The following is a 14,973-nucleotide window of genomic DNA, read 5'->3' as shown; positions in this document are numbered from 1 at the left end:
GTCGACGACATCGGGGAGGGGCCCGGCCGGGTCCGGCCCGGCCCCTCCCCGAGCGACCCGCCGCGCCGAGCGGGATACAGGACCACCGCCCGAAACAGCGGCTCGGCCTACGGCGCTCCGATCCCCGCGACGACAACGACTGAGTGATCACATGACATCGGTGTACGTGTTCCCCGGACAGGGCTCACAGCACAGGGGCATGGGCAACGAACTGTTCGCCAAGTTCCCGGAACTGGTCCGGCAGGCCGACGATGTGCTCGGCTACTCGCTCCAGACGCTCTGCTCCGACGACCCCGACCGCCTTCTGAGCCGTACGGAGTACACCCAGCCCGCTCTCTACGCGGTCAGCGCACTGCACTACCTCGACCGCGTCGATGCGGGTGGAGAGCTGCCCGCAGTGGTCGCCGGGCACAGCCTGGGGGAGTACAGCGCGCTCTTCGCCGCCGGGGCGTTCGACTTCGCCACCGGGCTCGACCTCGTCCGCAAGCGTGGTGAGCTGATGAGCCGGGCCCCGTCCGGTGCCATGGCCGCCGTGGTCGGCCTGGACGTGGAGCACGTGCGGGAGGTCCTTGCCGGGCTGCCGCACCAGAGCATCGACATCGCCAACATCAACGCCCGGAAGCAGTGCGTCCTCTCCGGACTCCACGACGAGATCCACGCACCCGAGCTCCGCGCCGCCTGCAAGGAAGCCGGCGGTGCCCTCGTCCCGCTCAACGTGAGCGCGGCGTTCCACTCGCGCTGTATGAACGGCGTGGAGGAGGAGTTCGCCCGCCACCTCTCCGGTGTCGAACTCGGAGAACTCCGCATCCCGGTGGTCGCCAACCGCACCGCCCGTCTCTATCCGGCAACCGACTACGCGGACTTGCTGATCCGGCAGATATCGAGCCCCGTGAAGTGGTACGAATCGATCTCCTGGCTCATGAGTCAGGGACATCAGGACTTCGTGGAGATCGGGCCGGGCACCGTCCTGACCAAACTCACCGACAAGATCCGACGAGAGCCCTTGCCGGTGCGGGAGAAGCCCCCTGCTCCGCCCCGTGCCCCGCTACGGCCCGAGATCGTCTTCATGTACGGGGGGCAGGGAACCCAGTCCTACGGGATGGGCCGCGAGCTGTACGACGAGAACCCGGCGTTCCGGGCGGCCATGGACCGGTGCAGCGCTCTCTACGAGGCGGCCTGCGGTGCCTCACTGGTGGCCGTGATCCAGGACGAAACCCGCCGCGGACAGGACTTCGACGGCCTCCTCCAGACACAGGCCGCGCTCTACGCCACCGGCTGGAGTCTCACCGAGGCACTGCGCGAAGAGGGCTTCCGTCCCGACGCGGTGCTCGGCCATGGTCTGGGCGAGTACGTCGCCGCCACTGTCGCCGGAGCGATGTCCCCCGAGGACGGCCTGGACCTCGTCATGAAACAGGCCTACCTGATGAAGCGGCACTGCCGTCCCGGTGGCATGCTCGGAGTCCTCGCCGACCCGGATCTCTACCGTCGGCGCCGGGAGTTGTTCGGCGATCTGTACCTGGCGGGCGTCAACTGCGCGAGCCGTACGTCGGGGCACTTCGTCGTGAGCGGAACGAGTGAGCGGCTGACCGAAGTGCGGGCCGCGCTGGGCGAAGAGGGTGTGACGGCCGTCCAGTTGCCCGTCCGGTACGGTTTCCACTCGCCGCTCCTCGACGACGTCCGGCACGAGTGCCGGATCATGGGTCGTGCCGTCGCGGTGAGCAGGCCCGGTATGCCGGTCTACTCGGCCGCCTGTGCCGGGCCGTTGCCGGACGACATGGTGAACCACTGGGACACGTACCTCTGGGACGTGATCCGGGGACGGGCCCGATTCGACGAACTGATGGCCGCCTCGTTCCGAGCGCCGGAGCGTCACTACTTCGTCGATCTCAGCCCCAGCGGCTCCTTCGTCACCCTCCTCAAGTACGGCTATGGGCCCGACTACCGGGCGGCGTCCGCCATGGACCGCTTCACGCCAGACGCGGTATCCATGCGGCAACTGCGGGAGAGCCTGAGGGCCGTGCTGTCCGGGTCCTCGACGGAAGCCCGGACAGCACGGTGACCTGTGGCCGGTACCGGGGCGGTACTCAGGAGGCGGAGGCGGGTACGGAGTCGGCCGCCTGCGGCCGCGAGGTGTTCCGGCCGCTGGACCAGCGACGCATCAGAGGGCGCTCGAAGTAGCGGAACACGAGGAGGGACAGCGCCACCGAGAGGCCGATGACCACGAGGACGATCGCGAAGCGCGCTCCGACGGTCAGGTTCGGGTCGGTCCCGATCAGGTGGCGGATGGCCATCATCACGGGGAAGTGTGTGATGTACAGGGCATAGGAGGCCTCGCCCAGAGCGATGAGTGAGGGGCGGGGCAGCAACCGGGCGCGGCCTTCGAGATCGGCCAGTGCGGTCTTCGCGATGACCGCGGCGAGCGCCGGAGCGATCGCCGAGCCCATCGCGTACTGCGGGGGCAACGCCGGCAGCACGGCCAGGAACACCAGGAAGGCCGCGGCCACCACAAGGCGGTTGACGCGAGGCCAGGTGCCGGTCTGAAGGAGACGGGCGGTCACGATGCCCAGCATGAACTCCAGCAGCCGGACAGGCGGGAAGACGTAGATGAACCAGAGACTGCGTTCGTTGAGGGGGAGCCAGTCGTACATCTTCGGCCCGGGGACGGTCGTGGCAACCAGTGGCATGAGAACGATCAACAGCGCCAGCGCGGTCCACGCGCCGCGCAGTCGGTGTGTGGGAATCCTGCGGGCGACTATGAGGAGGGCGGGGAAGAGCGCGTAGAAGAACAGCTCAACGGCGATCGACCACGCCGGTGTGTTGAAGCCGGAGAATATACTTGCGTACGGTATCCATACCTGGACCAGCAGCAGATTCGCGATGGCTGCGCCCGCACTGTCTCCGGGGGGTGACGTCATGGGAACGTCGGCGGTGGTCACGGCGAAGAAGACCAGCACCGCTGTCCAGGCCAGCAGATGGTTGGGGAAGAGTTTCCAGAAACGGCGCCGCCAGAATGCGCGGAACCGGTCGCTCGGTCTGTGTGCCCAGGTCAGTACGAATCCGGACAGGACGAAGAATCCGCTCACCGCCCCAGCGGCGAATGGCGAGGCGGCGCCGAGGCCCTGCTGAAGGGCACCGTCGAATAATCCCGAGACGAAGCTCACGTGGTACCACACCACCACCAAAGCCAGAAAGAACCGCAGACTCGTCAGCGACGGTAGACGACTTCCTGTGGAGAGCTCGTTGGTCATGGGGTACTTCTCCTCCTGGGTAGGGGTGTGTCGGAAATGCGACTGCTCCCGGGAGCCGGGGCAGGAAAGCCTTTCGAGGCCACCGGCAGTGAACGGGCCACAGCTTCAGGTGACGGCACGATACTTGGCTGAAAACGCATGGCGAAGTCCTGCTATCGCGGAGCCATCCTCAGGGCGCCGTCGAGCCGGATCGTCTCCCCGTTGAGCATGGGGTTGTCCACGATGTGTGCGACGAGCGAGGCGAATTCCGCAGGGTCGCCGAGCCGGGCCGGATGGGGCACCTGCCGGCCGAGCGTATCGAGTGCGGACTTCGGGAGTGAGTCGAACATCGGGGTGCGGAAGAGCCCCGGCGCGACCGTGACCACGCGGATCCTCGACTGGGCCAGGTCGCGGGCGATGGGCAGGGTCATGCCCACGATGCCCGCCTTGGAGGCCGCATAGGCGGCCTGCCCGGTCTGTCCGTCGAAGGCTGCCGCCGAGGAGGTGTTGATGATGACGCCACGTTCCTCGCCGTCGTCGTCGGCCTGGTCCATCCGCGCCGCGGCCAGGCGGATGACGTTGAAGGTTCCGACGAGGTTGACCTGGACGACCTCGGCGAACGCGGCCAGCGGGAACGGGCGGTTCTTACCGACTGTCTTCATGGCGTTGCCGATTCCGGCGCAGCTCACGGCGATGCGGAGAGGCCCCATGCTCGATGCGAGGTCGATCGCGGCGGTGACGTCCTCCTCGCTCGTCACGGTTCCGGGAGAGAACGCGACACGCTCGCCCAGTTCCTCCGCGACCTCCTTGCCGCGCGAGGAACGGCCCAGAATGACCACCGACGCTCCGCGGTTCCGGAGCTCCCTGACCGTCGCCAGCCCGAGGCCGGATGCTCCGCCGGTGACCAGTGCGACGTTTCCTTCGATCCGCACGTGTTGTTCCTGTTCTGTAAAGGGCTGCACGAATTGCCGCGACCTCCCGCCCCGGTGGGCCGGTGGCGGGCAGGCGGCTGAGTGATGTGTGACATCGGCCACGGCCGCGATTTCATCTGAAGAGACCCAGGATTGGCCACCGGCGGCGGGTGGCCGGTAAGCGTCATGTGCGTCCCGGTATGACGGACACTTCCCCGTCGTACTGCTGTGCCGGATTCCTGGGGAGCGCGCACCGGAAGCACCTTACCGATGCCGGCTGTTGTGCGCGACGATCGATCCACGGAATTCTTGAGCCGGTGGTTCATGGAAGTCTATGTGCGGATGAAGGGAAGAAAACGGTCCTGGCCGGCCGGTGCGTCACGCTCCGCTCTCATTCCCGAGGGAGGTCGTCACACTGTGTTCCTTGATCTTCCTTCCGGTGTTCGGGTAGCGTGCGGAGCAGCGAAGTGCAGCGCGACGTTCATTCGGATCGCGTGGACCGCCCTCAGGCGGATCGGACCGAGCTGCAAACAGCGGGCCACGGGGGTGGATTTCAATGGGTTGTTGCGATTTATGCGGGCCTCACTCGACATTTCGACGGCGCTCTCGCGCCTCTTGGCCGACGTCCAGGCCTGATCATTTCCTTCGTGTAGTCAACACCAACCTCCCTGCCTTACTTGTGTGCATGCCTGTGCAGGGTTGACGGATATCCGTTCTCATTCTTTTCGCGCCGGTGCGCGGCAATGCGACGCCGAGGTTCTTTCACTTGTCCCGGACCTTCCCGTTGTCGGTTCCGACTGCGCGCATCACCGCCGTCAGGGCGCTGTCCTGCGCTGGTTACCGATCGACTGGGGAATCCGATGGCCAACTCCGCGACTTTTACCGAGACTTATACCGTGACGACCGACAACCCGTTGCTGCGGGGTCATGTCGTGCACGGCCTCCACCTGCTTCCCGGCGTCGGCTACGTGGATCTTGTCCTACAGGTCCTCGCCCGCCAGGGCATCGCCATGGCGGAGGTCGAACTGCGCAACCTCACCATTCTGGCGCCGCTCGTCGCGGCGCCCGGTGAGCAGGTTCTGACCACCATCGAGGGGCGGCCCGCGCCGGCCGGGGGGCAGCGGATCGAGGTGCGCAGCCGGCGTCGGCCGGACTCGGGGCCCGTGCTGCACGCGGTGGTGACGGCACACGCGTGTCCACCGGCTACCTTCCAGGAACGGCTGTCCTTACCCGTTGGCGTGGGGGAGCGGATCGCCACGCTGGACGAGATCTACACCTGGCTCCGGCGGAACGATCTGGTGCACTCGGGCCTGATGCGGTCCGAGGGGGTGGTGCACCGGCGCCACGACGACTGGGTGGTCGAACTGGATCTCGCCTCGGCGTACCGCGACAGCGCGAACTCCTTCCTCTTCCATCCGGCCCTGTTCGAGGCGGGTTTGCTCGGCGGCAGCGTCGGCAACCACATGCTCTACGAGGGCAGTGAGGGCGAGGGGCTCTATCTGCCGCTGGTCTTCGAGTCGTTCCGCGCCGCCGCCCCACTGGGCGATCGCTGTTACGTCCGCGTCCCGGCGGCATCGACGCAGCGGGACGACGAACTCATGCGGCTGTCGGTGGAGTTCTACGACGCCGAGGGTCTCAAGATCGCGGAGGTCGGCCGGCTCGTGGCCAAGCGGGTCCGTGACGTGTCGGCTCTCGACGCTCGGAACGAGTCTTCGACGGGCCACCCGAACGCGGCCCTCCCAGGGCGCCCCACGCCCGGGCCGACCGCTGATCCGGCAGACACAGGACCGGACGTCTCCGGCCTCCTGCGGACGTTGATCGCCGAGCGTCTGAAGGTGCCGGAGACCAAGGTCGACGTCGAGTGCGGGTTCTACGAACTGGGCCTCGTCTCGGTGGACCTCGTGTCGCTGGTACCCGCCCTGGAGGACCGGCTCTCGCTCTCCCTCTCGCCCACGATCATGTTCGAGTACCGGTCGGTCGCGGCTCTCTCGGTCTGGCTGGAAGAGCGCGTCGCGGAACGCCGGGGGGCGTCTCTCCCCGATGCCCCGTCGGACGAGACACCCGCGCACTCCGTGTCGCCGTCGATGCCTGTGCGACAGAGCGGCAGGGGACCCACCGCCCCACTGGACGACATCCGTGACGGGCTCCTCGAAGAGCTGTCCGCACTCCTGAAGGTGCCGACCGGGGACGTGGATCCCCACGGCGAGTTCACCGACTTCGGATGCGACTGGACCACTCTGGCTCAGCTGGCCGCCCGGCTGGGCGAGCGCTTCGGAGTGGCACTCGCGCCCGCCGTCTTCTCGGATTACCGCACCGTGCAGGCCGTGGCCGAGTACGTTGCCGCCGCCCGCGGCGGGGCGGCGGCCGCGGACGACTCCCGGGCGCCGGTGGGAGAGACGGTCGAACGCCCGCACCCGATGCTGCACCACGCCGTGCGAAGTGGCGACGGCATCGTCTGTCGGACGCGGTTCGACGGCACGGAGCCGTTCCTGCGAGATCACCGCATCCACAGCTCCCGCGTGCTGCCTGCGGTAGCGCAGTTGGAGATGGCATACGCGGCGGTCGAACGTCTTCTCGGCGAAGCGCACGCGGCACGTGTGCGCCTCGACGACATCGTCTGGTTGCGCCCCGCCATCTGCGGCCCCGACGGGCTGGAGCTCTCTTTGGACGTGCGATCACTGCACGGGTACGGCTGGGAGTACACGATTCACAGCGTCGGCGGAGACGGCGAACGCACCCTGTGCGGCCAAGGGCGTGCGAGGCTCCTGGAAGGCGACGCTCCGGACCGTGTGCGCCTTGCCGAGCTGCGCGCCGCCTGTGCCGATCGGACGCTCCAGGGCTCGGACGTGTACGAGCTGTATGCCCGCGCGGGCATGGAGTACGGGCCCGCACAGCAGTCCCTGGTGGAGCTGGGGGTGGGCTCGGACGAGGAAGGACGGCCTCAGGTACTGGCCGAGCTGCGCCTGCCCGCGGCAGCGGACCGCGCGGACCGGTACCGACTGCACCCGAGCATCATCGACGGTGCCCTCCAGGCCACCATCGGCCTCCTGCCGGCGGCGCGGCTGTCGGATGGAGAGGATGCCCGCCCGGCCCTGCCGTTCGCCCTGCAGGGGATGGAGGCGGTGGCCGAGACGTCGGCCTCGGCATATGCCTGGCTCAGGCATCAGCCGGGGAGCGAGCGCGACGCCGCTCCGGAGCGGCTGGACGTCACCGTGTTCGACGAGAGCGGACAGGTGTGTGCGGAGCTGACCGGGCTGAGCACACGTGCCCTGGTGGACCCCCCGGTGGCGGAGGACCGGGTTCCGCGAGACGTACACCGTTCCGCGCGGACGGGCGAGAACCGGCCTGACGCTCCGGCCCACGCCGCAACCGACATCGCTGTCATCGGACTCAGCGGACGCTATCCGCAGGCGGCCGGCCTCGACGAGTTCTGGCAGAACCTGCGCTCCGGCCGGGACTGCATCCAGGAAGTGCCCTCCGAGCGCTGGGACCACCGGCGGTACGCCGACGCCGGAGGTTCCTCCTCGGGGGCATGGGGGGCTTCCTCGACGAGATCGACCGGTTCGACCCGCTCTTCTTCCAGATCTCGCTGCACGAGGCCGAACTACTCGATCCCCAGGAGCGGCTGTTCCTCCAGTGCGCCCACCACACGCTGGAGGACGCCGGATACGCCGGAGGCGTGCCGGGCAAGGTGGGCGTCTTCGCCGGAGTGATGTACGAGGAGTACCAGCTCTACGGGGCGCAGGCCCAGTACGCCGGCCGACCGGTCGCCCTGTCGGGAAGCGCCGCCAGCATCGCCAATCGGGTGTCGTACTTCTACGACTTCACCGGCCCGAGCATGACCGTCGACACCATGTGCTCATCCTCGTTGACAGCCATCCACCTGGCCTGCGAGGCCATCAGGAGCGGCCAGTGCGAGACGGCGTTGGCCGGCGGGGTCAATCTTCACTCGCATCCCAACAAATTCCTGATGCTGAGCCAGCGCCGCTTCCTCTCCGGCGACGGCCGCTGCCGTAGTTTCGGCGTGGGGGGCGACGGCTACGTACCCGGCGAGGGGGTCGGCGCGGTTCTGCTCAAGCCCCTGGAACGGGCTGTGGCGGACGGCGACCACATCTACGGTGTGATCAAGGGGACCGCGCTGAACCACGGCGGTCGCACCTCGGGCTACTCCGTCCCCTCCCCGGCGGCGCAGGGGGACGTCATCACCGAGGCGCTCGCCGACGCGGGCGTCGACCCGCGTTCCCTGAGCTACCTCGAGGCGCACGGCACCGGCACGGCGCTGGGCGACCCGATCGAGATCAGCGGCTTGAAGAAGGCGCTTCATGCCCTGGGCGGCGCGCCGGCGGATCTTCCGATCGGCTCGGTCAAGTCGAACATCGGGCACTGTGAAGGCGCGGCCGGAATCGCCGGTGTCACCAAGGTGCTGTTGCAGCTGCGCCACCGGGAACTGGCGCCGAGCCTGCACTCCGAGACCCTCAATCCGCACCTCGCCACCGAGGGGACGCCGCTGCGGGTGCAGCAGCGCACGGAGCCGTGGCACCGCCCGACGCTGGAGACCGACGGAGTACGACACACCTTCCCGCGGCTCGCAGGAGTCTCCGGCTTCGGCGCGGGGGGCTCGAACGCCCATGTCATCATCGCCGAGTACGAGCCGCCCGCCGCGCTCCCGGCACCGCCCGCGGCGGATCACCGCCCGGCCCTGCTTGTGCTCTCCGCACGGAGCGAGGACCAGCTCGTCGAACAGGCCCGGCGACTCCACACCCGTCTGGCGGACCTGCCCGACGACTCCCTCTTCGATGTCGCATGGACCCTCCAGGTCGGGCGCATGGGGCTGGACGAGCGGCTCGCCCTCGCCGCGACGTCACTGGCTGACGCCAGGGCCCAGCTGGAAGCCTTTGCCGCCGCTCCCCGGCGCCCGGGCACATGGGCGCGCGGCACCGCCCGCCGGGGCCGTGACATGGCTGCCGGGGCCGACGATCCCGCGCTGCGGACCGCCGTGTCCGAGTGGGCCGAACACGGCGCCCACGACCGGCTTCGAAGCCTGTGGACCGAGGGAGCCACGGTGGACTGGACCACGCTCACGGCGTCGGCGCGGCGCGTCAGTCTCCCCGGATATCCCTTCGCCCGTGAGCGGTGCTGGTTCGACCTCGACCCCCACGATGCCGCGCGGGAGTCGCTCCTCCCCGCCTCCTCGGCCCCCGTCGCGCCGGAGTCCCCAAGGGCAGGAGCAGCCGAGGTCGAGGACGAGATGCTCCTGCTGCGTCCCTCCTGGGTCGTCGAGGAAGGAGCACCCGCCGACGCACGCGCCGGTGCCGCCCGGGCGGAGAGTTTCTCGGCCCACCACGTCGTGCTGATCGGGTCCCTCACGGACTCCGCGCGCGATGCCGTGCGATCGGCCCTGCCCACCGGTGTCGTCTGTCACGACGCGGACATCGCGGACGGTTCGCTGGACCGCCAGTTCGCCGAGGTCACGGAGCGCGTGCTGACGCTGGTACGGCAGATCCTCGAAGGCGGCCTGCGGGAACCGGTGCTGCTCCAGGTCGTGCTGGTCGGCTCCGCCGCCTCGGACGCCGAACGGGAACGTCTGGCATGTTTCGGTGGACTCGCGGGTCTGCTGAGGACGGCCGGCCTGGAACACCCATTGCTGCGCACGCAGTACGTCGAGTGCCTCGACGGTGCCCCACCGGCCGCTGTTGCCGCCCGCCTGAGCTCCGAGACCGTGCCCGGTCCCGAGCCGGAGGTACGCCACCGGGACGGTCGGCGCCACGTCGGCCGGTGGGAGGAGATACCGTCCGGTCGGCGCGCCGCCGTACCGTGGCGGGACGGTGGCGTCTACCTCATCACCGGGGGCGCCGGGGGACTCGGCCTGATCGTGGCGAGGGACATCGCGGCGTCGGTCGGCCACGCCACGGTGGTTCTCACCGGCCGGTCGCCGCTGAGCGAGGAGAAGCGCGGCTCGTTGGAGGCCCTGCGCGCGGCGGGGCTGACGGTGGACTACCAGCGCGCGGATGTGTCCGACCGGGCTTCCGTCGCTCGCACGCTGGCGCATGTGGCGGACAACCACGGGCCGCTGACCGGCATCGTGCACAGCGCCGGAGTGATCGACGACGCCTTGCTCCTGCGCAAGAGCACCGAGGTGCTGGCGCGCGTACTGGCCCCCAAGGTCGCCGGGCTGGTCCACCTCGACGAGCTGAGCCGGGAGCAGCCGTTGGAGACGTTCGTGTGCTTCTCGTCGATAGCCGGCGCCTTCGGCAATGCCGGCCAGGCCGACTACGCCGCCGGAAACGCCTTCATGGACGCCTACGCCGTCTATCGCAACCGCCTCGTCGACGACGGGCTGCGCCACGGCAGGACCGTGTCGGTCAACTGGCCGCTGTGGGACGAGGGCGGCATGGGGGATGACGCGGTCAAGGAGAATCTGCGGGGCGTCGGCCTCACGACTCTGGACACGTCCAGCGGCCTGGAGGCATTGCGCCAGGCGCTCACCCCGGCGGACTCCGGCACCACGGACGGCAGGCTGCTCGTCGTCGTCGGCCGTCGCGACAGGATGCCGGCCCAGCTCACCGGTGGCGGTGGAGTGGCGCCGGTTCAGCGCGACGCATCCACTCCCGGGTCCCTCGACGGCGATGCCGCCCGGGTTCTGGAGGAGCGGGTCTCCGGACACCTGCGGCGAGTGCTGGCGTCGTCCCTCAAGCTCGACCCGGAACGCCTCGCCGTGGACACGGCGCTGGAGCAGTACGGCATGGACTCCGTCATAGCGGTGCAGGCCGTTTCCCAGCTGGAGGAGTCGTTCGGCCCGCTGTCGCGCACCCTCCTCTTCGAGTACGACACGATCCGCGACCTGGCGCGGTACTTCGTGACCGATCACCAACCGGCTCTGCGCACGCTGTTCGGAGAACCCGCGGCGCCGCTGCCGGCCTCGGACACCTCATCGGCATCGGTGGCTCCGGCGGACCTCCCGCCGCCCGCGCACACGGAGAGCCGGAACGCAGGCGCCGGGAACGCGGCGCCCCGTGGGAGCACGCCGGAGCGGCGCGCGCACAACCGGGCCGGCGGCGATGGCGACATCGCCATCATCGGCGTCAGCGGCCGCTACCCGCAGGCCGGCGATCTCGAAGAGCTGTGGGCGAACCTCCGCGACGGCAAGGACTGCGTCACCGAAATCCCGGCCGAACGGTGGGATCACGATGCGGGGCTCGGCACCGACGTGGGTGTCGAGGCCAGGAAGACCGGCACGTTCGGCGGGTTCCTGGACGGGATCGACCGGTTCGACCCGGTGCACTTCGGCATCTCCCCCCGTGAGGCCGCGGCGATGGACCCGCAGCAGCGGCTGTTCATGGAGACCGTGTGGCATCTGCTGGAGCAGAGCGGCATGACCCAGGAGGTCATCGAGCACCGTTACGGACGGCGCGTCGGCGTCTACGTGGGCGCTGCCTACCAGCTCTACCGCGCGGGCGAGGAGGACCCCGCCCTCGCGGCGCTCACCTCCGCGGCTTCCTACAACATGATCGCCAACCGTGTCTCCCACTACTTCGGGCTGGAGGGGCCCAGTCTCGCCGTGGACAGCATGTGCGCGTCGTCGGCGATGGCCATCCACCTGGCCTGTGCCGACCTGCGGAGCGGCGCGAGCGATCTGGCCGTCGCCGGAGGCGTCAACCTCACGGTCCACCCGGACAAGTACGTGGCACTGGCCGAGCTGCAACTGCTCGGCACCCATCCGGGCAGCCGCAGCTTCCGCGACGGGGACGGATATCTGCCCGCCGAAGCCGTTGGCGCCGTGCTCCTCAAGCCCCTGGACGCGGCGCTGCGCGACGGCGACCGGATCCTCGCCGTCGTCAAGGGCACATCATCCGTGCACTCCGGCCGGTCCAACGGTTTCATGACACCGAGCCACCGCGCGCAGACGAAGGTCATGCGGCAGGCGCTGGACCGGGCCGGCGTCACCCCGGACTCCATCGGGTACGTCGAGTCCGCGGCCAGCGGGACACGGCTCTCCGACGCCGTCGAGTTGCGTGCCCTGCGCGAGGTGTTCGAGGGCGTCACGGAACCCGTGGCCCTCGGGTCCGTGAAGTCGAACATGGGCCATCCCGAGGCGGCTTCGGGCATCGCTCAGCTGACCAAGGTCGTCCTGCAACTGCAGCACCAGCAGCTCGCTCCCCTGGTAGAGGTGGGCTCCCCCAACCCCGCCCTCGACTTCGAGGGCAGCGCACTGACGCTCTGCGACCGGCTGAGCGCCTGGGAGCCGCGCGGCGCATCGGGTACGGATGACCCCATCGCGCCCCGCCGCGCGCTGATCAACTCGGCGGCGGCGGGCGGCAGCCATGTCAGTCTGGTGGTCGAGGCGCCGCCGCGTACCGAGGCGGACACCCGGAGCTCGCAGGACACGGGCCCTCAGCTGGTCCTGGTGTCCGCCAGGAACTCTGACCGGCTGCGGACGGCGGTGCGGCGGCTGTCCGACTTCCTGGACCGCGACGGCTCGGTCAGCCTGACCGATGTCGCATACAGCTCGCAGCTGGGCCGCGAACCGCTGCCCGAGCGACTCGCCGTGGTGGCGGGTTCCCTGGACGACTTGAAGCGGGTGCTCGCGCGGCACCTGTCGGCCGGCTCCGAGGCCGACAGCGGCGTGTTCTCTGCCGTAGGGGTTCACCACGGCAACACGGAGGACGGCGCGGGACCGCTGGGCATGGTGCTCTCCGGCTTGAGGGGCGAACAGTTCGTCGCCGGTCTCGTCGCGGATGGTGACCTCGACCACCTCGCCCAGCTGTGGGTGCGTGGTGTCTCCGTGCCCTGGAGCGGGCTCCACCACGGGAGCCGCCGAATGATCTCCTTGCCGCCGACGGAGTTCGAGAAGGGCAGTTACTGGGTCGGTCGTAGGCCTGGGGCCGCCGGTCGCACCGCACCCCTCGGCCACCCCGGGCACGGCGAGCACCCCGCGCCGGCACAGGGCGCCGCACAGGACGACCGCGTCGAGCGGTTGCGGGGCCGGTCGCTCACCGAGAGCGAGAGGACGGTGGTCGGCGTCTGGTCGGAGCTGCTGGAGATCGACGTCGACGAGCTCGGCGCGACGAGCAACTTCCTGGCCCTGGGCGGCAACTCGCTGCTCGCGACCCGGCTGATCAACCTGCTCAAGCAGCGGACGGGCATCGAGCTGCCCGTCCAGACCGTCTTCAACGCTCCCCGGGTGGCCGAGCTGGCGGCGGAGCTGGAGCGCCGCACGCCGTCCGGGCACACAGGGGCCGGGGATACGGAGCGAATCCTCCAGAGCATTGCCCGTATCGAAAGCATGAGCGCCGAAGAGCTCGAAGCTCTGCTCATCGAGAACTAGGCAAGGGGACGACGATGGGCACCATCTCTCCAGACCACGCGCGGACCCTGGTCGACAAGATCCGGTCCCTGTCCGGCGTACGACAGCGCGCCCTGATAGCCCTCCTCAGGCAACAGGGCGTCGATCTCTCCGCACTCGACCTCATGACGCCCTCGCCCCGGCCGGCAGACGAGCCGGTGCCGTTGTCCTTCACCCAGCAGCGCCTGTGGTTCCTGGCACAGCTGGACGGGACCAGCGCGGCCTACAACATCCCGATGGCCGTGCGACTGCGCGGGCGCCTGGACCGCTCAGCGCTGGTACGCGCGCTGGAAGCCGTGGTGCAGCGGCACGAGGCGTTGCGCACCCGATTCGTCGACCGCGACGGCGTTCCGTACCAGCACATCGGTGACGGCCGTGACTTCGCGGTCCGCCCGGAGGAGCTGGCGGACCCCGCGGATCTGCCCCGTATCTGTGCGGAGGAGGCGGCCGCCCCCTTCGACCTGGAGCGTGACCCGCTGTTCCGGGCGAGACTGCTGCGGGAGTCCGAGCAGGAGCACGTGCTGCTGGTGACGATGCACCACGGCGTCTCGGACGGCTGGTCGGTCGGTGTCCTCTTCCGGGATCTCGTCGCCCTGTACGAGGCGTTCTGCGAGGGGCGGCCCTCCCCACTGGAGCCGCTGCCCGTCCAGTACGCCGACTACACGCTCTGGCAACGCCAGTGGCTCGCCGACGGTGTGCGGACGCGCCAGGTGGAGTACTGGAAGAAGCAGCTCACCGGGGTCGATCCGCGGCTGTCACTGCCCACGGACCGGGAACGCCCGCCGGTCAAGACGTACCGCGGAGCCCGTGAGGTCTTCCGCTGCCCGGCCGAACTGCTGGAGCGGCTGCGGACCGTCGGTGCGCGGTACGACGCCACGCTGTACATGACCTTGCTCGCCGCCTACACCGTCGTGCTGCACCGCTACACGCAGCAGAACGACATCGCCGTCGGCACGGTGGTGGCGAATCGCAACCGGAGTGAGGTGGAAGGCCTCATCGGCTTCTTCGCCAACACCCTGGTGATGCGGGCCGATCTGTCCGACGACCCCGCTTTCGGCGACCTGCTGACCCAGGTGCGCAGGACCGCGGTGGCAGCGTACGACCACCAGGACGTGCCCTTCGAATCCGTCGTGGACGCTCTTCAGATGGAGCGCAGCCTCGCCCATTCGCCGGTCTTCCAGACGATGTTCGTGCTCCAGGAGGCGCAGACGGGGCGTGAGGAGAGGCTGGGCGAACTCCAGGTCCTGCCGGTCGAGTTCGATGTCGATGTCACCAAGTTCGACGTGACGGTCGACCTGCGGGAAACACCGGACGGGCTCGTCGGAACGGTCGAGTACAACACCGACCTGTACGACCCGGAGACCATTCGACGTCTGGTGGGTCACTACACCACCCTGCTCGCCGCCGTCGCCGCCGACCCGCAGGAGAAGGTCTCGCGGCTGGCTTTCCCGGCGGTTGAGCGTCGGCGGGTGTTGGTGGAGTGGAATGAGGG

The 14,973-nt window shown here is 69.3% G+C and carries 5 protein-coding genes and 1 pseudogene; 4 read left to right on the top strand and 2 right to left on the bottom strand.

Annotation, left to right across the window (positions count from 1 at the left end; translation table 11 throughout):
* Window positions 1-151: 151 nt before the first annotated feature.
* A complete protein-coding gene (gene fabD, locus D3105_RS04870; protein ID WP_165890963.1) occupies window positions 152-2,059 on the top strand; it encodes an ACP S-malonyltransferase in 1,908 nt (635 codons plus the stop codon).
* Between the two features lie 25 nt (window positions 2,060-2,084).
* Here the strand turns inward: fabD and D3105_RS04865 are convergent, their stop codons facing one another.
* Together D3105_RS04865 and D3105_RS04860 are read right to left on the bottom strand one after the other, a co-directional pair.
* Window positions 2,085-3,248, bottom strand: a complete 1,164-nt coding sequence (locus D3105_RS04865; protein ID WP_118900326.1) for an acyltransferase family protein — start codon at window positions 3,246-3,248, stop codon at window positions 2,085-2,087.
* A gap of 152 nt (window positions 3,249-3,400) precedes the next feature.
* Complete coding sequence (locus tag D3105_RS04860) at window positions 3,401-4,159, bottom strand: SDR family NAD(P)-dependent oxidoreductase (RefSeq protein ID WP_118900324.1); 759 nt, start codon at window positions 4,157-4,159, stop codon at window positions 3,401-3,403.
* 722 nt (window positions 4,160-4,881) lie between these two features.
* Between D3105_RS04860 and D3105_RS35980 the strand changes: the two are divergent.
* From D3105_RS35980 to D3105_RS04850, 3 genes and pseudogenes are all read left to right on the top strand, one after another.
* A pseudogene (locus D3105_RS35980) lies at window positions 4,882-12,711 on the top strand (polyketide synthase dehydratase domain-containing protein).
* A 110-nt stretch (window positions 12,712-12,821) separates the two neighbouring features.
* Window positions 12,822-13,463, top strand: a complete 642-nt coding sequence (locus tag D3105_RS35975) for an acyl carrier protein (RefSeq protein WP_425315723.1) — start codon at window positions 12,822-12,824, stop codon at window positions 13,461-13,463.
* A 14-nt stretch (window positions 13,464-13,477) separates the two neighbouring features.
* Window positions 13,478-14,973: condensation domain-containing protein (locus tag D3105_RS04850; RefSeq protein ID WP_240646803.1), on the top strand; the 1,496-nt coding region annotated here is incomplete at its 3' end.

It is taken from the genome of Streptomyces globisporus, assembly GCF_003501885.1.
GTDB classification, from domain to species: Bacteria; Actinomycetota; Actinomycetes; order Streptomycetales; family Streptomycetaceae; genus Streptomyces; species Streptomyces globisporus_D.
Note: the sequence above shows the minus strand (reverse complement) of the source record. Positions and strands in the feature narration are given on the sequence as shown.

Excerpts from the sequence above, each read along its gene's own strand:
- fabD (WP_165890963.1), top strand. The coding sequence starts at position 152 with ATGACATCGGTGTACGTGTTCCCCGGACAGGGCTCACAGCACAGGGGC.
- D3105_RS04865 (WP_118900326.1), bottom strand. The coding sequence starts at position 3,248 with ATGACCAACGAGCTCTCCACAGGAAGTCGTCTACCGTCGCTGACGAGT.
- D3105_RS35975 (WP_425315723.1), top strand. The coding sequence starts at position 12,822 with ATGGTGCTCTCCGGCTTGAGGGGCGAACAGTTCGTCGCCGGTCTCGTC.